This is a genomic window from Fredinandcohnia onubensis, assembly GCF_002734285.1.
GTDB lineage: Bacteria > Bacillota > Bacilli > Bacillales > Bacillaceae_L > Ferdinandcohnia > Ferdinandcohnia onubensis_A.
Genome location: NZ_NSEA01000005.1, coordinates 76,022 through 100,012, shown reverse-complemented (window position 1 = coordinate 100,012; position 23,991 = coordinate 76,022). Strand labels below are relative to the sequence as shown.

Sequence of the window (23,991 nt, the reverse complement as noted above, 5' to 3'; positions counted from 1 at the left end):
AAAGTTATTTAAAAAGTCACTTTTGGAATGTCCCGATTTTTTTAAACTGCCATAAGACTAAAAACAGCCATGAAGAAAGGGATGGCGCATTTATATAACCATCCCTAAACCACATATTTCACTTCACTGACTCAAATTGACAATAATTTGCTGCAGCCTTTAAGCTAGTCTCTTAGCTATCCTAATAGTTTCCTCAGCATCCAACTGGTAATATCCAGAATAACCAATCTCATTTAATAATGAGAGAATACCTTCAAAATCAATTATGCCTACTCCTAGACCCATACACGATCTTCATCCGTTAAAGAATCCATTAAAATTCGCACACCGCTTTTTAATAGCCAAGTTTCTCACATAATTTTAAATTCTTAACAAGATTATTTGAGATTTAAAGAGTAGTAGCCTACTTAAAACATAATTTCATAGCTAATGAGCATCTAATAGCTGAGTTGTCATCTTGGATTACTTTCAACTGTCAAACAAACTCCGGTTTTGCTATAAAATGCCGGTCTATCTGGAAGTGTGATCACTTCTCGTTCACCTGTTTGCTGCGCCTTCACACACGCATCTGCTGTAACTGCTGCTATATAGCCGTCCCAAGAATCAGGCCCTGTAAGTTCACCATTTTTTAGAATTGAATCGATAAAGTCTTGAAGCTCCACATCATATGCTTGGATAAACCGGTCCTTCCAATCTGTTAAAATCTTGGTCCCTAATGTGGCATCTTTGCGGTAGCTGATGCTGGATGGTTCAGGTAATCTGACAATACCCTCCTCACCAACAACCTCACATTGAATATCATAACCATACTTGCAGTTCACAAATACTTCAACATTAATTACAATACCACCTTTTGTTTCGATGATGAACACTTGCGGGTCACGTAAATGCTCTAATGCATTTTTAGTTTTCGCCGGAAAAACTACCTGTACCGTTTTATAATCATCATTAACTAACCAATGTAGAACATCAATTTCGTGGATAAGTGTATCGACAACTGCCATATCTGTCGTATAGCGAGCAGCAACTGATTGGTTGCGATGGGCTGCGTGAATGATTAACGGTTCACCAATGAATCCCTCATCAATTGCCTGCTTTAATTGAACATATCCACTGTCATAACGTCGCATAAAACCAACTTGTACCAGTTTTTTGCTATGCTTCATTTCAGCTTCGACAATTCTCATGCAGCCTTCAGCCGTAGTAGCAAGTGGTTTTTCACAGAATACATATTTACCAGCTTCAATTGCGGCTAACACTGTAGACTCATGGGCTGGCCCCCAGCTAGTTACAATGACCCCATCCACATTTGGATCTGCAATAAGAGATTGATCATCCGGATAAATAAACGCATCCAATTGATAATCATCAACTGTTTGTTTAGCTGATTCTTGATTTACATCTGTTACTGCTACAATTTTTCCATTTGATAATTTATTTGTAATTCTATTAATATGCTCACGACCAATTGCACCTGTTCCTACTACACCAAATCTTAAAGTCATAAAACATTTCCTCCTATCTACTTATATGATATCTTTTATTCTTTTAATAGTATTGGATATATATAAAATATGATTTACTTAACGAATTCCTTTTTTAACATAACTTTATCAATATATTTTTTTGCCCGAAGCGCATATTCAAATGGATTTGCTTTAGCCGGGTCCTGCTCTGCCTCAACTACAATCCATCCTTCATATCCACTTTCAATAATAGCATCCATTATAGGTCTGAAGTCTATTATACCATCGCCAGGAACCGTAAAAACGCCTTTTTTTACCGCTGTTAAGAAACTATCTTTCTGTTCCATAATTTCCTTCGCCACTTGTTTGCGAATATCCTTAAAATGAATATGCTTGATGCGGGATTGATATTTATTGAAAACTTCTAATGGATTTTCTCCTGAAAAGACAAGATGACCAGTGTCAAACAGTAAGGATACTTTATTGGCCTCAGTATTTTCCATTAAGCGCTCAATTTCTGCTGTAGTTTGGACACCTGTTCCCATGTGATGATGATAAACAATTTCCATACCTTTTTCTTGCGCTAGTACACCTAATGCTTCCAAGCCCGAAGTAAATAAATCCCATTCCATATCTGTATAAACTGGTTTTTCTTCAAATAAAGGGGTTTCCTTTTGTCCTTGAATGCTATGACCTTGTTCAGAAACAACAATCACCTTTGCACCCATTGCATGCAAGAAATCACGATGTAAAATAAATGACTGCTTTGTTTCTTCAAAAGGTTTGATTGTTAAGAAAGCGCTGAACCAAGCACTTGCGACTTGGAGATTTCTAGGCTCTAAATATCTTTTTAATGTATCCGGATCTCTAGGATATTTGTTGCCAATTTCTGTTCCTGCATAACCAGCTAATGCCATTTCACTAATGCATTGCTCAAATGTATTCTCCATTCCTAACTCTGGCATATCATCATTTGTCCAAGCGATTGGAGCGCACCCGAGTTTTATATTTTTAAAATTTTCCATAATATCTCTTCCCCTCAGTATTTTCTATTGTCTACTAATTAAGCCATTACCTTCCCCATCAACAAGTTCAATAACTTCGTTTGTACAACAGATTTCTGGCATGTGATTGCCACTTTTGTATTTTGCAAGCCGTTACATCCTCCAACTTCTGGCTGATGCTCTTCTTTTGTACAAGTAACTGAGATTGAGTCAATTCCATAGAAGCGAATAACAAATAATTCTCCAAACTTACCATCACCCATTGTTTAAAAGCGTTTTCATTATACTCACAAAAAATCCTAATATTTGATTGAATAAAAAAATCCTCTAGCTTCGATGCGTATAATTTTATTATGTTTTGGTAATATTTTGGTGATGTATATTCAAATATTATAATGTATTATTTTCAAAGTCAATAAATCACTTAATTTTTAAGTTCTAAATAACTGTTCGGGTTTAGTCTACTGCGCTTCGCTTGTTACTCGACAATTCAAGTAAAAATAGAATAAAGAGTTTGTGTATTTTTTTCGCATACCAAATTTTGGTTAAACCTCAACAAAATTTATAGATCCTATTTAATATAATAAAAAAATCGAGAAAAACATTTCCCGATTCCTTTTTAATAGATATTTAAAACAGCCATACAAAGCTCCCCTTTGCAATCCCAAAGTCTATTTGGTTACTTTATCATATATGTCTTGAAGCTCTTTTCCTGCCTCTATTGGTTCTTTTTTATCTGTCATCACTTCTAGGTGAAGTTGAAAACTTTTATTTGCTACTTCTGTCGGAACACTATCATCCCATAGTTGTGTTGTTCCCAACTTATTCATTTCTCGATACATGTTTGAATACAATTCACCATACTGATCCAGATCCTCATTCTTAATATCTGTTCTGGACGGAAAAGTCATTCGTTGTGCAGCCAACGCCTTTTGACGTTCATAGCTCATAACAAAAGCAACGAACTTTTTAGCAAGCTCTTCTTTTCCAGTTCCTTTTATAACCATAAGCGCATCCCCTGTATATAACTGTACTTTAGGTTTGATGTTTTTTTTAACAGATGGGTAATAAAAAAAACCAATGTTAAAATTTTCCGGTAATTGTTCCTCCAAAAATCCAGCCTGCATAGAAATAGTTGAGTACATCGCTGCTTTACCTTGCACAAACAACGCCCGCGCTTCTTCCTCTGTAACCGTGTCAAAGTTTTCTGGCATTAATTCGTTTGCCATTCGACGCATCATTTTCCATGTGGAGAGTATCTCTTTACTTTGATAGAGTTTATCGTTGTCATCATGATGAAGAATTAATTCGTTAAATTGCTTTTGAGTAAGGGTACGTTGTATAAGGGCATCGAAGATATGTCCCCTGACTGCAGGTTCTCCAATTGCTGAAATAAGCGGAATATAACCCTTGTTTTTTAACTGTATAGCCATCGCAAATAACTCATCAAACGTTTCTGGCACCTTTACCCCTGCTTCGAGGAAAGCTTGTTTGTTGTAAAAAATAACCGGTGTCCAAACAATATTCGTATTGACAGAATATTTGTGTCCGTCTTTGGAGGTGTACCGCTTTAATGTATTAGGCTCAAGTACTTTAGTCCAACCCTCGTCCTTATATAATGAATCAAGTTGAACAAGCGCCCCTGATTCCACAATTTCTTCATAATTACGTTCATTCCAATACCAAGCGATATCTGGTTTTTCAGATGAAATAAACAACTTCGGTGCCTGTTCTTTATAGATACTCTCTTCATATTCATTAATTTTTATTTTCACCTCTGGATGTTCAGCCATAAATGCCTTTCCGTCAGCCTCAAGTCGAACAGCAGTAGATGGAAGTGCTGAGATCACTAACTCGTTATCCTTTTGATCATTATTAGACATACTTCTATCGTCATTAAATAAAAAAAATTGTGAGGAGCAACCGGATATAAATAACATACATACAATACAAATGAATATTATGTTCCTTTTCATCTACATCTCCTCGCAATTCTCATAGGCTTTTCATTTTTCAATCTATCATAGGAATTATCAAGCACATTCTATAATACTCTATATTCAGGCCAAATTCATTTTTTTAATAACATGTATATACTGTTGGGCATCTATTAGATAGATGCCCCTACACAATGTTTCTTAGTGAAAGCATATGCTTATTCACCATATTGAAGTTCGATCATTTGATGCCCTTCAATCTTCGGAACGCTAAAGTTGATCCTGCCATCTTTCTCAGTGAAATTCAATGAAATATTTTCAGGTACACAACGGATACCTGTTATTTTCTTTGGAAGGTGGACAGATAGATCGATTTGATAAAGTGGGATGACATCCTCCACGATATCAAGCTTTTCTGAACGGCGTTCTGGGATATAATGAAGCAAATGAATTACCCCATTATTTTCCTGCTCATTTATTGTGACCTGCATTGTTGACGGACCGTTATGTTTAATCAGAGGCTCCGGTAGAAGTTGTTCTAAGGCATTTAAAAAGAGCTGTTTACACCAGTGAGGTGCATATTGATTGTACTGGCTAAAAATTGGGTGCATAAAGTAAATACTTGATCCCTTTCTAACAACACCTGGATAACCTGTTTCCTCTGATGATGGAGTATGGAGATGAGAACAAAATTGTTCCTCTGTCCGATTGAAATAAGGAACTTTAGTTTCTACCAATACCTCCGTACCTTCCAAAACTCGAACCTGCAATCCCTTTTGATACATAACATGTTCTGTCTCAGGAAGACCCTTCCCTAATGTTCCTCTTGGAACCAAGAAATCTGGACTAAATGGAGCTTCACCGACTAGTTCTACACCTAGTGATGACAGCGCAAATTTTTTGTGATCTGGTTGTAGTCCGGATTGGTAGCTAGCAATAAGCTTTCCGCCATTTTCCAGATAATGTTCTAGTTTATTTTCTAATTGTTCGTTTACAGGAATAGTATCAGGTAAAACTAATACTTTATATTTTTCCAAATCACTTTGTGAATCTATTATATCAAATTGATGCCCGCCTTCTTCTAGCATTCTTGTAATTCCCATAATAGCAGGAGGCAGTCCACCAAGACTTTGCCTATCTAAATACTCTTCAGGTGTAAAGACACCAATCTCAACTAAATGTACCGCATTTTTACACCATGGCTCTTTCGCTTCAATCTGGGAATAAACGGACCCAATAAGATCGTAAACAGGCTGTGATATCTTCCCATTTGGATTCAATTGATCCCCTACCATACTTTTTAAATTCAATGCTAAGGAGCGGAAGCATTCATATTCTAAAGCAGCTTTATTTTTGAAGGAGTGGAAGTCACCCCAGGTTGTGTGGAACTTTCCGGTCATCCCTAGTGAATCTAAACCTAGATTTCTAGCGTATCGTGCTGTTATCGGGAAATGTTGATACCCCCATTCACCACCTGGTAGTGACTCCAATTCAAAATGAGTATAGGCATCCCTTACTGAGCGGTGTGCAGTTGTGATATGACCTCTATTATAAAAAATAGAACATTCTTTATTACTTTCTCGAATAAACGCAGTGAGATCTAATTTGAATTGATCAATCACTTTTTGCCCATATGAGATTCGATCTTCCCTACTATTTGGGTTTAAGCCTTCTTTTTCCATTCCATTTCTGCAGTTATCGCAGGAGCATTCTAATGGATTGACAATATCAAAAAATAATCCGTCCACTGGAAGAGAATCTAACACTTCTTGTGTCTGCGCTTTTAGATAATCTATATAAGGACTGTTCACACATAAATGACTGTAAAACCCTTTATCTTTGTTGGGTTCTGGATGATAAATGGGCTCTCCGTTTACATCACGCGCAAGCCATTCTGGGTATTTTTTTGAAATGTAATCATCCCATTGTACTGTGATGTAAATAGGCACACGGATATTTCTTTTGTGACAGGCCTCAATTTGTTCTTTTAGTAAGTTTTCATTGGTAAGATGAGGGTGTATGATCTCCGGAAACAGTGTGGAGTCATAATATAGGTGCCCATGGTGACATCTTGCAAAACAAGTAATCGAATTCACCTTTGCTTTTTCAAGTACATCTGCAAATTCTTCTGGATTAAATTCAGATCCAATTCCTGGTATATAAGGACTTGTGTGAAAATCTAAATGGATTTGTCTAAAACGTAATTCATATTGGCACATATGGAAAATCCTCCTGATTTATATATAATAAATTTTTATCTACCGCCTAAACCAGACGTTGAGATACCTTCGACAATGTATCGTTGTGCAATCAAATAAACAATAAACGATGGTAATGTAGTCAATGTTGACGCTGCCATCAGTAAGTTCCATTGAGTTGAATACTGACCATGAAACATTTGCAATCCGAGCGGTAGCGTATATAATATCTCGTCATTAGTTATAATTAGAGGCCATAAGAATGCATTCCAGTACCCTATAAAAGTAAATACAGTCAAAGTGGCTAATCCTGGTTTAATCAATGGGAGAAGAATCCTCCAATAGACGCCGAAATGGCTGCATCCATCAATTCGAGCGGCCTCATCCACTTCATATGGGATGGTTAGGTAAAATTGCCGCAATAAAAAAGTACCAAAAGCTGTAAATGCAGATGGAATAATTAAAGCCCAATAGCTATTAACCCATCCAAATTCTTTCATTAATAAAAAGAGCGGAACTACTATTACCTGTTGCGGAACCATTAACGTAATCAAATAAGCCCCAAATATTTTATCCCTTCCTTTAAATCTAAGCCTGGAGAAAGCGTATCCCGCTAAACTTGATGTCAGAAGAACCAAAAATGTTCCGACAACTGCAACAATCAAACTATTAAGAAAGAATGTACCAAAAGGGAAAAATTCCAACGCCCTTGGGTAATTCTCCCATGCTAAACGGGAACCAATCCAATCCATTGATAATACCTCGTCATCCGGTTTTAACGATGTAACTACCATCCATAAAAACGGAATAAATACCAGAATACATACCAGAGTCAATGTTGATCGATTTAGTATTGATAGGGGTCTCATTTCATACCTCCTTACTTAGTCTCATAATGAACCCACTTCTTCTGCAGCACCAACTGGATAATTGTAACTAATAAAATAAAGCCAAACATTATAACAGCAAGCGCAGCTGCATCTCCCATCTTGAACCATTGAAATGCATTTTTATAAATATATAGCCCTAGGACTTCTGTAGAATTACCTGGCCCACCATTTGTTAGTACATATGCTTGGTCGAAGATTTGGAATGCATTTATTAAAGTCATTACAGTTCCAAAAAATATCGCTGGGCTGATAGCCGGCAGAGTTATTCTAAAGAATCGAACAATTGGCCCAGCACCATCGATTGAAGCTGCTTCTAAAACAGAGGGTGACACACCTTGCATAGCTGCTAAATAAATAATCATATTGTAGCCAAAATTTTGCCAAACGCACATGATGATTAAAGAAATCATTGCCCATTTTGTATCTCCAAGCCAGTTAGGACCTTGAAGTCCTACCAACTGAAATGCCCAATTCAATAACCCATTTTGGGGTTCAAACATCCATTGCCATACCATTGCAATCGCAACAGGTGAAACAAGGACTGGTAAAAATAATAATGCACGATATATTTTTATACCTTTGATTTTTTGACTCAGCCAGGTAGCAAAGCCAAGTGAGACAACCAAATTTAATAAGACATATACAATTACATAGAATAGAGTATTAAAAATTACCTGCCCAAAGTCTGGATTTTGTGTAAATAAACGAACATAGTTATGAAAACCTACAAACTTCGGTTCAGATATTAGGGACCATTCAAACAAACTAAGTAGGAATGTTGCAATAATTGGGATTAATGTAAATACTAAAAAACCAGTAAGGTTAGGAAGCAAAAAGAATATTGCTGCACGAGAATCACTTGTTTTTCGGGAGCGTTTTGTTTTTTTAACGGTAGCTGCCTTTTTTTCATTTTCTACGTATGATAGGTTCATTCAATCTCCCTCCTTGTTGATAAAAATTGTGAGATTGGCTAAAAGAATGAAGGATATTCTATTAGCCAATCAAGGTTTACTACCGTTTATTTTTCGATACTTTCAAGCTGCTTTTGAATTTCATCTAAACCTTCCTTAGGTGATTTCTCTCCATTCAGAAGTGGTATCAACCCTTTTGTTAAAATATCACTAGCTTGATTCCATGTATCCGTAATTTCATATGGTACAGTATGCTGATCTTGGTATTCTAAGACCGGCTTAAACTCTGCTGGTACTTGACTAAAGTAATCTTCAAGTGCAGCCATACGTGCTGGGTAAGCACGGCCTGTTGAAGCAAGGGTTTTTTGTGCTTCAAGGTTTGTCAAAGCTGTAATCGCTTTGTATGCTTCTTCTTTATGATCACTGTCTTTACTAATCGCAAATCCAGAACCTGCAGATACACTAACTGAATCTTTGTCACCAACTGGAATGGTTGCAATACCAAATTCGAAATTGGCTGCGTCGTTATACCATAATGTATCCCATGGTCCATCGGCTACCATTCCAACATTACCTTTTAACCACTGTTCCATAGACCAGCTTCCATTGTTCGTCGCCACCATCTCAGGTGATGTCTTACTCCCGACCATATCTACTAAACTTTGAATTGTTTTAACGTTTTCAGGAACATTGATTTTATATTTACCTTCATCCAAGTACTGTCCTCCATTTGAGAGAAGGAACGGGAACCAGAAATCTGGATAGGCATTTGCGATAAAACCATAATCTCCGTCTTTGCTAAGAGCTTTTGCTGTTTCTTGAAACTCATCCCATGTCCAGCCTGGTTTAGGTTCAGGAACATTATGTTTTTTAAATAAGTCTTTATTATAGTACATAATGATTGCCCCATAATCATAAGGCAGTACAGCTTGTTTCCCATCATATTTCATATTCTCAACAATCGTTTTATTGAAATCATCTAGTTTAAAATTGTCGTCTTTTTCGATAAACTCATCCAGTGGTTCAAGGGCACTACCGTAGCTTTGTAAGCGCATACTTTGCATTGAAATAATATCAGGTGCTGTACCACCAGCAACCTGTGTTTGAAGCTTATTCCAATACTCTGCAAAAGGTGCCGTCTTTAAGTTTACTTGAATATCAGGATACTGCTCATTAACTTTGTCAGCCATCTCTTGCCAAGACTTTACTTCTGCATCATTACTCGCCCACATAAACCACTCAAGTTGAACTTTACCAGAATCTTTTGATGAAGCAGAATCTGAACTGCTGCCACAACCAACTACGAATAAAAGACAGCTAATGATTAAACCAACTAATAATTTCTTTTTCATCTTGTACCCCCCTGTTTTATTAAAAATTCATTTTAAAAGATTAAATGTTTCGCAATTTAATTGTTAGCGCTAACAACTTGCTATAAAAAATAGTAAGAGACTACTTTTTTAATTCGAAACATCCTCTAGGTAAAATGTTACAAAACTTTTATTTTTTCAACAATGTGACATTTTAAACCATTGATGTTTAAAATTTTCACATTTATCTGTATAATTAGACTTGATACTATATTTATAAAATATTACTTAGCTATAGAGACATCATTATAAAGGGGATACGTTTATGATAAAGATTGGGATCTTGGATGATGAAGAGTTAATTCGTGAAGGTATCAAATATAAATTTCCTTTTTCTGAGTACGGTTTTGAAATCGTTTACGAAGGGGATGACGGAAATGATCTTATCGAAAAGATCGCTTCCTCCGTTTTAAAGATAGACTTATTTTTAGTAGATATCATGATGCCTAAGTTAACTGGAATTGGATTTATCAAAAAAACAAAAGAACTTGTTCCTACATCTAAGTTTATTGTTATTAGCGGTTTTGATGAATTTGCTTTTGTAAAAGAAGCTATTAAATTAGGGGTATCCGATTATCTATTAAAACCTATTAATCCCGATGAACTTCATACTGTATTACTAAAGGAACGTGACCGAATCCTCTTGGAACGTAAAAAGGAACACGAACAGTTTCATGATCAAATCTCACATCATATTTCAAATAAAGAAGATATCGCTGAATTAAGTGAAGAAGCTAGGCAATATTTAGCGGGTTTTGTAAAAGAGGATACTGCTATTCATGTAGTCCTATTAGGAAATTTATATAGCACACATAACTTTATAAATATACGAATGAAAATAGAGGAAGCATTGTCAGAAGAACAGTTACTAATATGGATGTACGGAATTCCTCAATTCTTTATTATGTTTGCCGATAAAAATTTGCTTACAAAACTGATGAAATTAATTGACTATCAAACAGTCACCAGTATCACATTCGAGAATATTAGAGATCTAAATAATTTGTCTTCTTTAATCACAAAAGCTTTTTCTTTAATTCCATCTTATTTAACCTTAGGGGAAAAAAGGAGCATCTCGATAAAAGATATCTGTATTTCTGATGATTCTACTATTACTAATAGAGATGAAATAGACCGAAGCTATACCTCAAATCTGACTAATTTGATGGCGTCGAATGATAAAAAGACATCCATAAACGCACTGACCTTTATTTTAAATCAAACCATTCCACAAAATAAAAAGGAGAATGCATTTCAACTCTATGTTTGGAAATATCACAAGTCTAATGTATTACTTGAATGGCTTCAGAGTTTTGATTCACCAGAGTTATTTTTCAATCAATGTTTAAATTTAATAGAAACGTTAGGAAAAGACCAAAATTCCTTAACGGGTAAAGACATATTGGAAAGAGTAACAAATGACATGCAGCTAGAATTCTCTACTAAGAAAACTTTGAAAGACTATGCAGACTCTTACTACATTCACCCTAATTATCTTGCCCGATTATTTAAACAAGAACTTGGGGTTACGTTTATTGAAACACTAACAACAATTAGGATGGAAAAAGCTAAAGAACTACTTAAAAATGAATCTATAACAATCAGCGAAATCTCAAACTTGGTAGGCTATGAAGATGTTAGGTATTTCAGCCAGGTATTCAGAAAATATTCGAATTTAACTCCTTCTCAATTTAGAATGGTAGAGAGGGAAGTAACAAAAAAATAATTGGTTAAGATATTCAACATTTTTTTATAGATTTACCCCTTATATTAAGTGATGAAACAAATTATGATATTACTTAAAAATATGGCGGTGTCACTTTGAAATATATACTTTTTAATTCACTCCAAAGAAAAATTGCCATTATATTTGCTAGTTTAATAGTCGCTCTATTACTTATTTATTCGACGATTACTTACTGGTTTGATTCGATTGCAATTTTCGACGAAGTTTCTAAAGCAAATTTATTAACCTTAAAACAAATGAGCAACAGCTTCGATGTCCAAATTGACCTTATGGAAAAAGCTAGCCTACAATTGTCTGATGAAACATTTCTAATCAATATGTTAAAGAACAATAGCTTAATAGATGAAAATTCATCAGTACAATTACGGGAATATATCTCCCATTTATTTACGTATACAAAACTATCGTGGACAGAAATTGAAAATTTGTTTATTTATGATTTGAAAGGAAATAAAATTAGCCATAAACTTTCAGAAATTGCGGTTCCAAATCCAAAGCTAAAAGGGTTTCAAACATCAGACACTAGAATAGAATACGGTATACTCCTCAATAACAACAAAACAACAAACGATTCAGCGATTTCCTTTCTGAGATTAGTGACTGAGCCCGAAACTGCGGAACCGTTAGGATGGATAAGGCTTGATTTAAAAATTTCAAACTTGGATTCAGTTCGAAATATCCAAAATGACAACCGAATGTTTTTGGTTTTAAAACCTAATGGCAGAACTATTTATACGAACAAGCCTGAGCAATTAAATATCATTATCATTTCAAAGCTATTAAAAGAAACGAATAGTGAAGGGACCTTTAACTTTAATGGTGATGATGAAAGAAAATTGGTGAATTATTATAAATCCAATAAAAACAGTTGGATTATTGCATCAATTGTACCTGAAAAACAACTTAGCACTGGACTAAAAAAAACAAGGCTATTCTCTATCACACTTGTCAGTATTAGTATTCTTATATCGATTTTATTGTCCGTTTATATTTCTAAATGGGTAACTAAACCACTCTTGCAATTGCATGCTTCGATGAAAAAAGTAGAAAAAGGAAATTTTAAAACTCGAGTATCTATCCATTCAAATGATGAAATTGGCGAACTAGGAAAACAAATGAATAACATGGTCGAAAGCATTGATAGTTTAATAAATAAAGTATATCATGTGGAAATTAAAAACCGGGAGGCGCAAATAAAAGCGCTATCAGCACAAATCAATCCTCATTTTTTATATAATACATTAGAAGCGGTAGACATTTTATCATTGAAGGGCAAAAAGAAGGAAGTTCAAATGATCGTATTGTCATTATCTCGGATGATGAGATATGCCTTTAAAAAGGATACGATGGTTACCCTTAAAGAAGAATTGATGTATCTAGATGCTTTCCTTCAGATTCAGAAAGCAAAGTATTCAGAAAAAATAAGTATTAACATCGATTTACCTGAGGAAATATTGTCAATCCATATTCCTAAACTTTCACTGCAGCCTATTGTAGAAAATTGTTTTAAACACGGATTCTTTCAAAAGCCCAATACGAATAATAATATAACCATTTCTTCTGAGGACCACGAGGGAAAACTACATATACACATTCTCGATAACGGCATAGGGGTAACTCCTGAAAGATTAGAAAAGCTAAATATATGGTTGCTTCGACCTCCTTCCAATGAGCTACATGTAGATCATGTTGGTTTATTGAATGTTAATCAACGAATTAAATTAAATTTTGGTAATGAATATGGTCTTCAAGCCCATGGTGAGGAAGGAAAATGGTTTAAAATTATTATATCTCTTCCATTAAATTGCTTAAGATAGGGTTACAAATAGTCTTTATTATTATGTTGAAAACGATCCTCCAAAAATTGGGGGATTGTTTATTTCTATTTTATACTTTTCAATGCCCCCACCCGCGGTCTGCTGCATAATTTGCCGAGTCAGTCAATACTTGTATATAAATTGGACCATACTTCTTTTGATGACCCAAAAATGATGACATGATTGTTTAGTCAGATCACCTCTGGCATAATTATCCCTCTCAATTAATTAACTATCATATTTCAAAAGTATAAGGAAAAGAGGATGTCCCATTGGATAGATAGACATCCCCCTTTATTACACTCTATTACTTGTTTTGAATTCTCTAATTTTAGCCTTTACTGTTTGTTTTACAGCTTTTTTTCCATGGGTAAGTATTACACTTACATCGTAAATCTCTTTATCCTGATCCAGGATAGAACGAACGGCTTTTGTCCATGCCAGCAAACATTCTGTATTTACATTTATCTTAGTATGACCATATTCTATTGCCTTTTGAATTTGGTGTTCAGGGATACCTGAACCTCCATGTAAAACAAGCGGTACATTGGTCAATTCGGAAATCTCCTTCATTTCAGTAAATCCCAACTTCGGCTCACCTTGGTATGGACCATGAACAGAACCAAGGGCTGCTGCTAATGCATCAATACCAGTTTCTTTCACGATACGCAAACATTCCCCTGGATCAGCAAATTGAATGCCGCCTATAAGTCCGTCTTCATTCCCGCCTACGGTTCCGACTTCTCCTTCAACTGAAACTCCGTGAAATTTTGCATAATCAGTAACCTGCTTAGTCATTTCAATATTTTCATCAATTGGAAAATGGGATCTATCAATCATGACGGAAGTGTAACCTGCGTCAATTGCTTCTTTACAGCGTTCGACAGTGCTGCCATGGTCCAGATGCAATGCAACTGGAACAGTAATATTCTTTGTTTCTACTATACTATTAACCATAGCTGCGATTGTATTAAATCCGCCTAAATAATCTACAAGTCGATCAGATGATGCTACTATTACAGGGGCATGCTCTTCCTGTGCAGCTTCCAAAATTGCTTCAACCCATTGAAAGTTGTTTATGTTAAATGCGCCAACTGCATATTTTCCCTCTTTCGCCTTTCCCAGCATCTCTTTCATTGATACTAAACTTGATGATAGTTTTGCTGTCAACTTTTTTCACCTCTCTTGATTATTGATTACGATTTTAGTCGATTAGGAGGCGGGAGTGCTAACCCCAACCTCCTTTTTATTCCTGTATTAATATTGTCTAGCTGATTCTAACTTTTTCTGTCTATTTTCAAATGCCTTTTGTATATTTTCACAATTTGAAACTTCTGCCACTCCCACATTCCACCAGCTGTCATAACCAACTGTCATTGTTTTTGGAAGCACTTTAATATCAATTAGAGTAGATGTTACTTGTTTCTTCGCATCTTCTAACGCTTCTTTCAATTGTTCAATTGTATGAACACGATATGTTTTCGCACCATATCCTTCTGCTACTTTTGCATAGTCTACATTTAAAATCTTGTTATCATGTGTTCTAAATTCGCAGAAGTAGCTACCGCCACCATTTTCTATTTGCAAGTTACTAATACATCCAAATCCTGAATTGTCAAAAAGAACAACGTTAATTTTATGGCCGTATTGAATGGCTGTAACTAACTCAGAATGCATCATTAAGAAGCTACCATCACCGACCAGTGAATAAACTTCTTTATCAGGCTCAGCTAATTTAACCCCTAGTGCACCTGAAACTTCATAACCCATACATGAATAACCGTATTCTACATTGTACGTGTTATGTACAGTTGGATTCCAAATTCGCTGTACATCACCTGGAAGTGATCCTGAGGACGTAATAATGGTGCTGTCTGGAGAAATAGTCTCATTCACCGTTATTAACGCAGTAGTTTGAGCCAGTTCTGTATTTAGTGTATCAGCATATTCGTTCAAAATTTCTTGTGAAAAATGGTTTTTAACCTCCGGTACGAAGTTTTCACGTGTAAAGGTTACTTTGCCTAAACGTTCACGCTCAGCAATCCACTCTTCTTTCAAGTCTGTAATAATTGAACCAAATTCGCTTTCATAACCTTCTAACAGTGGAGACAATTGTTCTAATGTTACCTTTGCATCTGCAACCACCTGAAATGCATCCATTTTATAAGCCTGTATGCGGCTGACATTTATATTTAGGAATTTTGTGCTTTCAAAGTTAAATGCCGTTTTGGAAGAAGTAGTAAAGTCTGTATATCTTGTTCCAATGCCAATTATTAAATCAGACTGGCTAGCCACTTTATTTGCTGCAAGTGTACCAGTTACCCCAATTCCGCCTAGGTTATTATTAAATGTTGACTCAACAGTTGCTTTTCCTGCTTGAGTTTCTACTAATGGAATATTATGCTTTTCTGAAAGTGCCACTAAAATGTCACGTGCTCCTGAATATTTAGCGCCACCTCCAACAAGGATGACAGGTTTTTGGCTCGCTTTGATAAGCTCTGCAGCACCTTGTAGTTCACGTTCTACCGGTGCTTTACGGTCTAAATAATGCACACGTCTTTCAAAGAATCTTTCTTCAAAGTCAAACGCTTCCCCTTCAACATCTTGTGCAATACATATGGTTGCAGGACCCGCTTTTCCTGGATCTGTCATTACCTCGAATGCACGAAGTAAACTAGACATTAACTGTTCAGGACGAGTAATACGATCCCAATATCTTGAGACAGGCTTTAATGCATCATTTGTAGAAACTGCCAAACTGTACTCTTGTTCAACCTGTTGCAATACTGGATCCGGCTGTCTTGTTGCAAATGTATCACCCGGAATAAACAATACAGGAATATTGTTGGCTAATGCAGTTCCCGCAGCTGCAACTAGATTAGCTGAACCTGGACCAACTGAAGTTGTAACAGCATATATTTTCTGACGTAACATTTGTTTGCTATAGGCGATAGCAGCGTGTGCCATCCCCTGTTCATTTTTCCCTTGAATGACTTTTAAATGACCTGAATCTTGTTCAAGTGCCTGACCGACACCCAAAACGTTTCCGTGTCCAAACACATTAAAAACACCTTCAACGAATGGGAATTCCTGACCGTCAACATGGATATATTGTTGATATAAAAATTTGATTAATGCTTGCGCCGTGGTTAATCTAATTTTCTCCATAACCTTTTCACCTCTTACTGATTTGTCACTACTTCTTTAGAGCGGTCAGCAATTAATTGCTCAATTTCTTCTACTGTTGGCATTGCTTCGGAAGAACTGTGCTTACTTACAACAATTGCAGCAGAAGCACTACCATATTTAAGAGCTGTTTCAATATCTTTTCCGTTAATTAATGCGTAAAGAAAAGCTGATGCGTAGGAGTCGCCTGCACCAAAAGTTTTTAATACTTTTGTCATGTAAGCATATCCTCTAAATACTTCTCCTGATTTCGTATATGCATATGAGCCTTCTACACCGTGTTTAATGACTACTAATTCTGGAGAATGTTTGAATAAAGCGGTGATTGTTGCTTTATTGTTACCTGTTTCCACTTTCTCCATTACATCATATTCATCACGTGTACCAACGACTATATCGGCCTGCTGGGCAACTATTGTATAATAAACGGATGTTTCTTCTATAGATGACCAAGTATAACCACGGTAGTCTAATTCAAAGATCACCTTCACGTCATGCTTCTTTGCCAACTGTACTGCTTTTAATACGGCTTCACGAGACGGGCTTTTTGCAAGAGCTGTTCCGGAAACTAATAAGATTTTTGATTGTCTAATGTAGTCTTCACTTACTTCTGAAGGATCTAAGTAAAGGTCTGCGACTTCATCACGGTACATTAAGATGCTACACTCTTCTGGGCTTTTAATTTCTGTAAACGCTAATCCCGTTTTATGCCCTTTTTGGTCTATAACCAAATTGGAGGTATCTACACCTACACCAGCCATATATTGTCTAATAAAACGTCCATGCTGGTCATCTGCTAGCTTACCAATAAAACCTGCTTTTAAGCCTAATTTAGAAGTTCCTATTGAAATGTTTGCCGGAGAACCACCGACGTATTTTTTAAAAGTCATTGTTTCTTCCATTGGACGGTTATATTCTACAGCATTTAAATCGATGCAAGCACGACCAATCGCAATAATGTCAAATTCTCTATCTGAATGAAATTCAATTTTCATATCTTTCGCACACCTCTTACTTTATTTTCGTTCTAATATCCATTCATGAGCAGGTTCATTATGGAATTTCCAAATTCTAGTCGGTCCTGCCATGATGTTTAAATAATAGGATTCATATCCATCAGGTACCGCAACAGGATGATAGCCTCCTGGAACTATTACAACATCTCCGTTTTCGACCGCCATCGTTTCATCGATTGAACGGTCATCCGTATACACACGTTGGAAAATAAATCCTTGTCTTGGATTTATTTCATGGTAGTACGTTTCTTCCAAAAATGACTCATGAGGTAGGTCATCTTGATCATGTTTATGTGGTGGATAGCTTGACCAGTTTCCGCTTTCTGTAAACACCTCTACCACTAGTAAACTATTTGCAGATGGATTAGAATCAGGTAAAATATTGTGTACTAGTCGTCTATTATTATATTTCCCTCTATGTTCTATGCTATTTTCCTCGGCTTTAATCAGTCTTGTTGGCAATTGTTTATTAGATGGAGAATAGCAAAGGATAATCCGTGCTTCTGTTACTGCTTCAACAGAAAAACTGCTGTCATTTGAAATATAGACACTGTCAGTGGGTTTCTTTTCGAAAACGCTTTTTCTTGTGCCGATATTTTCAAATGTTTCTTGCTGGTCTGAAATATTTACTTTTCCTGTTAAGGCAACAACGCAGCATTCTACCTTTCCAAGTACTTCTTTATAGCTTGCTTTTGGAGCTAAATCGATTACTTTCATGGCAACATATTCTAATGACGAATTTACACTTGATATTTCATGGACAACCCTAACACCTGATGATATTTCTATTACTCTTTCTTTTCGGAGTAATTTACTCACAGTTTTCAACCCCTTGGTAATCTCTATAAATAGTAATTATCCCTACAATCAAATTTGCTAGGATAATAGCTTAGGTTCAAATTTTATTCAAATGATGGTTCTTTGTAGTTTGCAGTTACTACTTTCTTGCGAGTGTAGAACTCAACGCCATCTTTTCCGTTAGCAGGTAATGTTCCATAGAACGAAGACTTCCACCCAGAAAATGGAAAAAATGCCATTGGTGCTGGTACACCTAGATTAATACCTAACATACCCGCATCAATATTTTCACGGAAGTAACGAATCGACGAAGCATTTGATGTATAAATACAAGCGCCATTTGCAAATTCAGATTTATTGGCTGTTTCAACTGCTACTTTTAGATTTTTCACACGAACAATTGATAATACTGGAGCGAAAATTTCATCCTTCCAGATTTGCATATCAGTTGTTACATCGTCAAAAATAGTCGGTCCAACAAAATATCCTTCCTTCGGTTGTTTTTCACGGCCATCACAAACTAATTTCGCTCCTTCATCGATACCTTTTTGGATATAGCCTAATGTACGTTGATGGTTCTGTTCGCGAATAACTGGACCTAGGAACACATCCTCATCAAGACCGTTTCCAATTTCTACTTCTTTTGCTTTTTCGATTAATATTTCAAGGAAACGATCAGCAATGCCTTCTTCTACTGTTACCACAGAGCAAGCCATGCATCGTTCGCCTGCAGAGCCAAATGCTGAAGCGATTACATTTGATGCCGCATGATCTAAATCGGCATCATTTAAAACGATTGAGTGATTCTTAGCACCTGTTAACGCTTGAACACGTTTAAGATTTTCACTCCCACGTTTGTAAACATATTCACCAACTGGCTGTGAACCAACGAATGATATAGCTTTCACTTGTGTATGATCAAGAAGTCCGTTTACCACATCGTGTGCTCCATGAACGATATTAAATACGCCTTTAGGAAGACCAGCCTCTTCTAATAGCTCTGCCAATTTTTGCGGTAACAACGGAGTTCTTTCGGAGGGCTTCAAGATAAAAGTATTACCTACAGCAATTGCCACAGGGAACATCCAACAAGGTACCATCATTGGGAAGTTGAATGGTGTAATTCCTCCAACAACCCCGATTGGATAACGGTAGTTTGTTATTTCAACGTCTTTTGCAATTGTAGTTAATGAATCTCCCATCATTAGGGTAGGTGCTCCTGCTGCAAACTCAACATTTTCGATTCCTCGTCCTACTTCACCTAATGCCTCCGTAAGGTTTTTACCATTTTCAATCGTAATAATTCGAGCTAACTCTTCTTTATTTTCTTGTAACAACTGTTGGAATTTAAATAGAATTCTTCCACGCTTCTGAACAGGGGTATCTTTCCACTCCCCAAATGCCTTCGCAGCCACTTCTACTGCATAATCAAGGTCCTCTTTTGTTGAGATCGGAACCTGAGCAATGACTTCCTTTGTAGCTGGGTTGTATACATTCTCGTATTGAGTCGTCTTGCTGTCAATCCACTCTCCATTAATATAGTTTTTAAGTTTTTTAACACTCACTGCTATTTCAGCCATTTTTATTTCCTCCTTAAGTATTAAATCTTAATTGTGTAATACTTTTCTTGAATCGTATCAAGATATACTTATAGAACGATAACCAACTAACTTTAATGTTCTATGTATAATTTTTATTATGTTTTGGTTAAATTTTGGTTATCTTTGATTAAATCTTAATAGCAAAAACGCTTTCAGTCAACCTTTTTTCTTCTTTTTGTCTAACTGTTGGATGTTTTTTTACATAATGGACACAACTAAAGTCTACTCATAATAAATATCTATTTCTTGATTGATTCCATACCAGAATGAGAATCAATCTATAGCATCAAAAGGGGCTGTCCTAAAAGTCATTGAAAAGTGACTTTTGAGGGCAACCTCTTATTTATATCTATTTTGATCGTTTAAATGGGTTGTTGATTTCCGCTGCAGGTACTCGCGGGCGGGTCCGGGAGCCTCCTCGTCGCAAGCTCCTGCGGGCTCTCCCCTGGCCACGCTATTCCCGCAGGAGTCTCGTACCTTCCGCTACAATTAACAAAATTACAAAATTCAGTAATATTAACCCCCAAGTTTTAAAAAAAATACACAAAAAATCATCCTTTTTAGTAAAATGAAGTTACCACACAACATTCACAGAAAGGATGATTTTTTTATGAGCAATCAAATGATTACTAATGATAATTATAACAGGCAACCTTCACTTTTTTCAGAGTATGAGTAAAGGACACTGGTGGTTTGTTCTGCGGCTGAAAGCCTCTCTTACCGGCCTCGGCCTAAAAGGCCCACTGAATGGTTTCCCCTTATGCACCACATCTACTCGCTGATTCTAAAGAATCTCTTATTTCTTCCTATTTTTTTCTCCGGTAAACGGATCAAACTCTTCGAATAACGTTAATTGATCCGCCATATAATCTTCTCTGAGCTGATTTCTAATATATTCTTCTATTTGCTTCTTATTTCTTCCCACTGTATCAACATAGAAACCTCGACACCAAAATTTGCGATTTCCATATTTATATTTTAAATTTGCATGTCGATCGAATATCATTAAGCTACTTTTTCCTTTTAAATATCCCATAAATTGAGATACACTCAACTTTGGTGGGATGCTCACTAACATATGAATATGATCTCGACATGCATTTGCTTCGTGAATAGTGACACCTTTTCTTTCACATAGTTCTCTAAGTATTTTCCCTATACTTTGTTTGTATTTTCCATAGATAATTTGTCTTCTGTACTTTGGTGCAAACACTATGTGATACTTACATTTCCATGTTGTATGTGCTAAACTGTTCTTGTCCTGCATTTGGACATGCCTCCTTCGTATATTGGATGTAGTGGTCGGGAAACCAACTATATCTTATCACGAAGTGAGGCTTTTTTTGATACATCGCTATAAGCTCTCTGGAACCCCCGGCATAGCCAGGGGTTTTCAAAAGATACAAAATAAAAAAGCTGACTCTGCATTGAGTCAGCTTTTGCCTTAATCTATTTACTTGTCAGTGGGAGAGTTAATACATTCTCTTTCGAACCATCTTTAGCGGAATAAACAAAGAGTTCGAATCTGACTTCATTTTTTGCATTTGCTATTAATTTTTTCTCAATCGGGATTTCAAAGTCACCCCAAGATGGTGCACCTACTGTTTGATAGTGGTTTTCAAATAGATTTTCCTCACCATCATAAACTGCATAGTCAAAAACACCTTCAAAAACTTGAGCTTTACCAGTAAATACGAATTCATTATCCGTTTCAGACATTTTTACATCTTTGAAGGTTTTGTTCTGGTATACTTTTTCTTCATTTGTTGGTGTTACATCATTTTTAGGACCTTGCTCATTTTCATCTACTTCATTATTTTCTTCTTCCTGAGTCGCTTTATTATTGTTGTTATCAATTTGTTCCTCTGTTTCATTCACCTGTTCATTCTCATCAGGTGTATTAGTCTGATCTTTTTGATTACATGCGCCTAAGAATAAAGCGACGCTCAACACAATCGTATAGAATATAATCTTTCTCATTAGAATACCCCTCCTCAACAGAATCTAATTTATCTCTCTGTTCTATTCTGTGGATTTTTAAGGAAAAAAATACCTTAGTTGGGGTATAAAAGTTGTCCATATTGATTCATTTATAGCATATAAATAGAACACGTCCATTTAGACAGGAGAGTTCTGAATCAATGCCATTTTTTATAAAAGCAGCTGCTATCCTTATAGGCAGTATAACAATTGCGATCGGAATCAATACTTTTTTAATACCAAATAGAGTTTTAGATGGTGGGATTATTGGGTTAGGTTTAATTATTAGTTATTTATTTCATACCAATGCTGGGTTCACAATCATGATATTAAGTATTCCTATCTTTATTATCTCTTGGTTTAAGTATCGAGCATATTTTTTTAATAGTTTGCACGGTATGCTTCTGTCCTCATTTTTCATTGACCTGTTTCATAACTTAAATCAACTCCGCTTACATATTTCACCTATTTTTAGCTCGTTAACTGGTGGTATCTTGATTGGTTTTGGTATTGGAATTATGCTTCGCTTCGAAACAAGTACTGGCGGGACAGATTTATTAGCCCAGTTCTTCTCAGAGATAGTGAAAATGAATGTAGGGATCATCATTCTGATTATAGACGTTTTTGTTATTTGTCTTGGGGGTATATTCGTTTCTAGTGATACATTCTTACTTTCTGCTATTACCATATTAGCTGGTGGAATAACTACAAGTGTCTGCACTTGGAATTTGAATAATAGTGATTTTAAAACGAGATCTTAATTTCAATATGCCCACTGTTATCTAATTTATTTTTACAATAAATACAATCATATAAAAAGCGGAATTAGGTAAAATATAATCGTTGTCTTACAACAAGTAAAAGTAGGAGGCTGTAAAATGGCAAATCAACTTGACACAAATAAATTAAAACAAGCAGAAGCTCAAGCTTCAATTGCAAAGGACATGATTACTTCAGCAATCGAACAGTCAGCTGCAAACCAAATTTTAGCAAACGAAGCTTTAAAATCAGCTTCACAGGAGATTGCTCAGATTCAAACATTAATAAGTCAGGCCCAATCTACACTTCAAACACAAACAACAGACGAATCTTAAATGAATATGGACCTCTTTTATACAAGAAGGGGTCCATAACCGTGCAGGGAACCTGATTTCATCTCGCTTGGGATGGAGCTCGCATTTTTCTCTGATACGTAGATAATATGACTCCACCGACTATAAAAAGTGACCCCATCATTTCAGCACTAGTTATTGGTTTGGATAATACGATTAATCCCATTATCATTGCTACAAAAGGTTCTAAATTAGATAAAATTGCTGCCTTAGAGGCATCGACAAATCTTATATTATTATTCCAAATCAGATTAGCAATACCATGTACCACTACAGCCGTACCGATCAATAAAACCCAATCAGAAAAGTTTGGACTTATGCGTAAAGGTGAATCCAGTAAAAAAGCAAATGGAATTGCTACAATAAGTCCGACTATATTTGAATATAACGTAATAGTCAGTGGGTCTGTCTTGTTGGATAAAAGCCTTGTCATAATAATCATAATCGCAAATGTTATCATCGTTACAACAATCCAAATAAGGCCTTTGTCCAGTTGAATTGTTGCAAAAGTTCCTTTTGTTACAACAAAGTAAATACCTATGATAGCGACAAAAGACCCTATTAACATGCGCATTGTTAATTTTTCTTTTAAAAATATGGCAGCTAATATACTTGTTAAAATGGGCGTAGTCGCCAAAATTAACGCTGATGTTGTTGGATCCGCTGTTTGCAATCCTTTAAAAAATGACCATTGGTTTATAAATACACCAATTACCCCTAGAAAAAAAATAGAAAGAAAATCTGATTTATTTATCGGTTTAAAGTGTTTTTTGAATAAGGTTAATCCAATCAGAAAAATAACAATAAACACAAGCCTTAACATAGTTAATAGGGCTGGAGAAAAATCCAAAACTAAAATTTTCCCGATTATAAAATTACTGCCCCATACCACTACGCAAAAAGTTAGCCAAGAATAAGCTTTTAACATTAATAACACCATCCAGAGTACAAAAATGAC

At 35.8% G+C, this 23,991-nt stretch carries 21 protein-coding genes; 4 read left to right on the top strand and 17 right to left on the bottom strand.

All coding sequences use genetic code 11. The annotated features are described in order from the left end of the window. Positions 1–159: 159 nt before the first annotated feature. The 9 genes from CKJ95_RS23655 to CKJ95_RS06270 form a co-directional block, all read right to left on the bottom strand. Positions 160–285: a sugar phosphate isomerase/epimerase gene (locus CKJ95_RS23655; RefSeq protein WP_218962742.1), complete on the bottom strand. Its 126-nt coding sequence runs from the start codon at positions 283–285 to the stop codon at positions 160–162. A 167-nt stretch (positions 286–452) separates the two neighbouring features. Beyond that, positions 453–1,505, bottom strand: coding sequence for a Gfo/Idh/MocA family protein (locus tag CKJ95_RS06305; RefSeq protein WP_099352551.1), 1,053 nt, complete (start codon positions 1,503–1,505; stop codon positions 453–455). Positions 1,506–1,579: 74 nt separating this feature from the next. Further along, the gene (iolE, locus tag CKJ95_RS06300; protein WP_099352550.1) at positions 1,580–2,491 is read right to left on the bottom strand and encodes a myo-inosose-2 dehydratase; all 912 of its coding nucleotides are present in this window, start codon (positions 2,489–2,491) and stop codon (positions 1,580–1,582) included. A gap of 38 nt (positions 2,492–2,529) precedes the next feature. Next, complete coding sequence (locus CKJ95_RS06295) at positions 2,530–2,733, bottom strand: hypothetical protein (protein WP_099352549.1); 204 nt, start codon at positions 2,731–2,733, stop codon at positions 2,530–2,532. A 408-nt stretch (positions 2,734–3,141) separates the two neighbouring features. Beyond that, on the bottom strand, positions 3,142–4,353 hold the full coding sequence (locus tag CKJ95_RS06290; RefSeq protein ID WP_180271426.1) for an ABC transporter substrate-binding protein: 1,212 nt from the start codon (positions 4,351–4,353) through the stop codon (positions 3,142–3,144). A gap of 272 nt (positions 4,354–4,625) precedes the next feature. Then, complete coding sequence (locus CKJ95_RS06285; protein WP_099352547.1) at positions 4,626–6,626, bottom strand: alpha-amylase family protein; 2,001 nt, start codon at positions 6,624–6,626, stop codon at positions 4,626–4,628. Between the two features lie 35 nt (positions 6,627–6,661). Further along, complete coding sequence (locus CKJ95_RS06280; protein WP_099352546.1) at positions 6,662–7,474, bottom strand: carbohydrate ABC transporter permease; 813 nt, start codon at positions 7,472–7,474, stop codon at positions 6,662–6,664. Between the two features lie 11 nt (positions 7,475–7,485). Then, a complete protein-coding gene (locus CKJ95_RS06275; protein WP_099352545.1) occupies positions 7,486–8,427 on the bottom strand; it encodes a carbohydrate ABC transporter permease in 942 nt (313 codons plus the stop codon). An 86-nt stretch (positions 8,428–8,513) separates the two neighbouring features. After that, positions 8,514–9,758 (bottom strand): ABC transporter substrate-binding protein, encoded by a 1,245-nt coding sequence (locus tag CKJ95_RS06270; RefSeq protein ID WP_099352544.1) that lies wholly within the window; start codon positions 9,756–9,758, stop codon positions 8,514–8,516. 283 nt (positions 9,759–10,041) lie between these two features. Between CKJ95_RS06270 and CKJ95_RS06265 the strand changes: the two genes are divergently transcribed. Both CKJ95_RS06265 and CKJ95_RS06260 read left to right on the top strand, forming a co-directional pair. Beyond that, on the top strand, positions 10,042–11,502 hold the full coding sequence (locus CKJ95_RS06265) for a response regulator transcription factor (RefSeq protein ID WP_099352543.1): 1,461 nt from the start codon (positions 10,042–10,044) through the stop codon (positions 11,500–11,502). Positions 11,503–11,597: 95 nt separating this feature from the next. Beyond that, positions 11,598–13,340, top strand: coding sequence for a sensor histidine kinase (locus CKJ95_RS06260; protein WP_099352542.1), 1,743 nt, complete (start codon positions 11,598–11,600; stop codon positions 13,338–13,340). 297 nt (positions 13,341–13,637) lie between these two features. Here the strand turns inward: CKJ95_RS06260 and fba are convergent, their stop codons facing one another. The 7 genes from fba to CKJ95_RS06225 all read right to left on the bottom strand — a co-directional run bounded on the left by fba (position 13,638) and on the right by CKJ95_RS06225 (position 21,921). After that, on the bottom strand, positions 13,638–14,477 hold the full coding sequence (gene fba, locus CKJ95_RS06255) for a class II fructose-1,6-bisphosphate aldolase (RefSeq protein ID WP_099352698.1): 840 nt from the start codon (positions 14,475–14,477) through the stop codon (positions 13,638–13,640). 120 nt (positions 14,478–14,597) lie between these two features. Beyond that, positions 14,598–16,508 carry a 3D-(3,5/4)-trihydroxycyclohexane-1,2-dione acylhydrolase (decyclizing) gene (iolD, locus tag CKJ95_RS06250; protein WP_099352541.1) on the bottom strand — a complete coding sequence of 637 codons (1,911 nt, stop codon included), beginning with the start codon at positions 16,506–16,508 and terminating at the stop codon, positions 14,598–14,600. Between the two features lie 14 nt (positions 16,509–16,522). Then, positions 16,523–17,521: a 5-dehydro-2-deoxygluconokinase gene (gene iolC / locus CKJ95_RS06245; protein ID WP_099352540.1), complete on the bottom strand. Its 999-nt coding sequence runs from the start codon at positions 17,519–17,521 to the stop codon at positions 16,523–16,525. Positions 17,522–17,542: 21 nt separating this feature from the next. Continuing rightward, positions 17,543–18,361, bottom strand: coding sequence for a 5-deoxy-glucuronate isomerase (iolB, locus tag CKJ95_RS06240; RefSeq protein WP_099352539.1), 819 nt, complete (start codon positions 18,359–18,361; stop codon positions 17,543–17,545). 83 nt (positions 18,362–18,444) lie between these two features. After that, entirely contained in the window at positions 18,445–19,920 is a 1,476-nt protein-coding gene (locus tag CKJ95_RS06235; protein WP_099352538.1) for a CoA-acylating methylmalonate-semialdehyde dehydrogenase, read from the bottom strand. 817 nt (positions 19,921–20,737) lie between these two features. Next, positions 20,738–21,208: an IS200/IS605 family transposase gene (tnpA, locus tag CKJ95_RS06230; RefSeq protein WP_099352537.1), complete on the bottom strand. Its 471-nt coding sequence runs from the start codon at positions 21,206–21,208 to the stop codon at positions 20,738–20,740. Positions 21,209–21,390: 182 nt separating this feature from the next. Continuing rightward, positions 21,391–21,921, bottom strand: coding sequence for a Gmad2 immunoglobulin-like domain-containing protein (locus CKJ95_RS06225; protein WP_099352536.1), 531 nt, complete (start codon positions 21,919–21,921; stop codon positions 21,391–21,393). 161 nt (positions 21,922–22,082) lie between these two features. Here CKJ95_RS06225 and CKJ95_RS06220 point away from each other — a divergent pair, with 161 nt between their 5' ends. Further along, on the top strand, positions 22,083–22,682 hold the full coding sequence (locus CKJ95_RS06220) for a YitT family protein (RefSeq protein ID WP_099352535.1): 600 nt from the start codon (positions 22,083–22,085) through the stop codon (positions 22,680–22,682). A gap of 117 nt (positions 22,683–22,799) precedes the next feature. After that, positions 22,800–23,015, top strand: a complete 216-nt coding sequence (locus CKJ95_RS06215; RefSeq protein WP_099352534.1) for a hypothetical protein — start codon at positions 22,800–22,802, stop codon at positions 23,013–23,015. A 58-nt stretch (positions 23,016–23,073) separates the two neighbouring features. On the opposite strand, the gene CKJ95_RS06210 is transcribed toward CKJ95_RS06215, so the two are convergent. Beyond that, positions 23,074–23,961 carry a DMT family transporter gene (locus CKJ95_RS06210; protein WP_099352533.1) on the bottom strand — a complete coding sequence of 296 codons (888 nt, stop codon included), beginning with the start codon at positions 23,959–23,961 and terminating at the stop codon, positions 23,074–23,076. Positions 23,962–23,991: the final 30 nt, after the last annotated feature.

Excerpts from the sequence above, each read along its gene's own strand:
- CKJ95_RS06235 (WP_099352538.1), bottom strand. The coding sequence starts at position 19,920 with ATGGCTGAAATAGCAGTGAGTGTTAAAAAACTTAAAAACTATATTAAT.
- CKJ95_RS06290 (WP_180271426.1), bottom strand. The coding sequence starts at position 4,353 with ATGTCTAATAATGATCAAAAGGATAACGAGTTAGTGATCTCAGCACTT.
- CKJ95_RS23655 (WP_218962742.1), bottom strand. The coding sequence starts at position 285 with ATGGGTCTAGGAGTAGGCATAATTGATTTTGAAGGTATTCTCTCATTA.
- iolD (WP_099352541.1), bottom strand. The coding sequence starts at position 16,508 with ATGGAGAAAATTAGATTAACCACGGCGCAAGCATTAATCAAATTTTTA.
- CKJ95_RS06225 (WP_099352536.1), bottom strand. The coding sequence starts at position 21,921 with ATGAGAAAGATTATATTCTATACGATTGTGTTGAGCGTCGCTTTATTC.
- fba (WP_099352698.1), bottom strand. The coding sequence starts at position 14,477 with ATGAAAGAGATGCTGGGAAAGGCGAAAGAGGGAAAATATGCAGTTGGC.
- CKJ95_RS06275 (WP_099352545.1), bottom strand. The coding sequence starts at position 8,427 with ATGAACCTATCATACGTAGAAAATGAAAAAAAGGCAGCTACCGTTAAA.
- CKJ95_RS06295 (WP_099352549.1), bottom strand. The coding sequence starts at position 2,733 with ATGGGTGATGGTAAGTTTGGAGAATTATTTGTTATTCGCTTCTATGGA.
- tnpA (WP_099352537.1), bottom strand. The coding sequence starts at position 21,208 with ATGCAGGACAAGAACAGTTTAGCACATACAACATGGAAATGTAAGTAT.
- CKJ95_RS06305 (WP_099352551.1), bottom strand. The coding sequence starts at position 1,505 with ATGACTTTAAGATTTGGTGTAGTAGGAACAGGTGCAATTGGTCGTGAG.
- iolC (WP_099352540.1), bottom strand. The coding sequence starts at position 17,521 with ATGAAAATTGAATTTCATTCAGATAGAGAATTTGACATTATTGCGATT.
- CKJ95_RS06220 (WP_099352535.1), top strand. The coding sequence starts at position 22,083 with ATGCCATTTTTTATAAAAGCAGCTGCTATCCTTATAGGCAGTATAACA.
- CKJ95_RS06280 (WP_099352546.1), bottom strand. The coding sequence starts at position 7,474 with ATGAGACCCCTATCAATACTAAATCGATCAACATTGACTCTGGTATGT.
- CKJ95_RS06285 (WP_099352547.1), bottom strand. The coding sequence starts at position 6,626 with ATGTGCCAATATGAATTACGTTTTAGACAAATCCATTTAGATTTTCAC.
- iolE (WP_099352550.1), bottom strand. The coding sequence starts at position 2,491 with ATGGAAAATTTTAAAAATATAAAACTCGGGTGCGCTCCAATCGCTTGG.
- CKJ95_RS06265 (WP_099352543.1), top strand. The coding sequence starts at position 10,042 with ATGATAAAGATTGGGATCTTGGATGATGAAGAGTTAATTCGTGAAGGT.
- CKJ95_RS06270 (WP_099352544.1), bottom strand. The coding sequence starts at position 9,758 with ATGAAAAAGAAATTATTAGTTGGTTTAATCATTAGCTGTCTTTTATTC.
- CKJ95_RS06210 (WP_099352533.1), bottom strand. The coding sequence starts at position 23,961 with ATGTTAAAAGCTTATTCTTGGCTAACTTTTTGCGTAGTGGTATGGGGC.
- CKJ95_RS06215 (WP_099352534.1), top strand. The coding sequence starts at position 22,800 with ATGGCAAATCAACTTGACACAAATAAATTAAAACAAGCAGAAGCTCAA.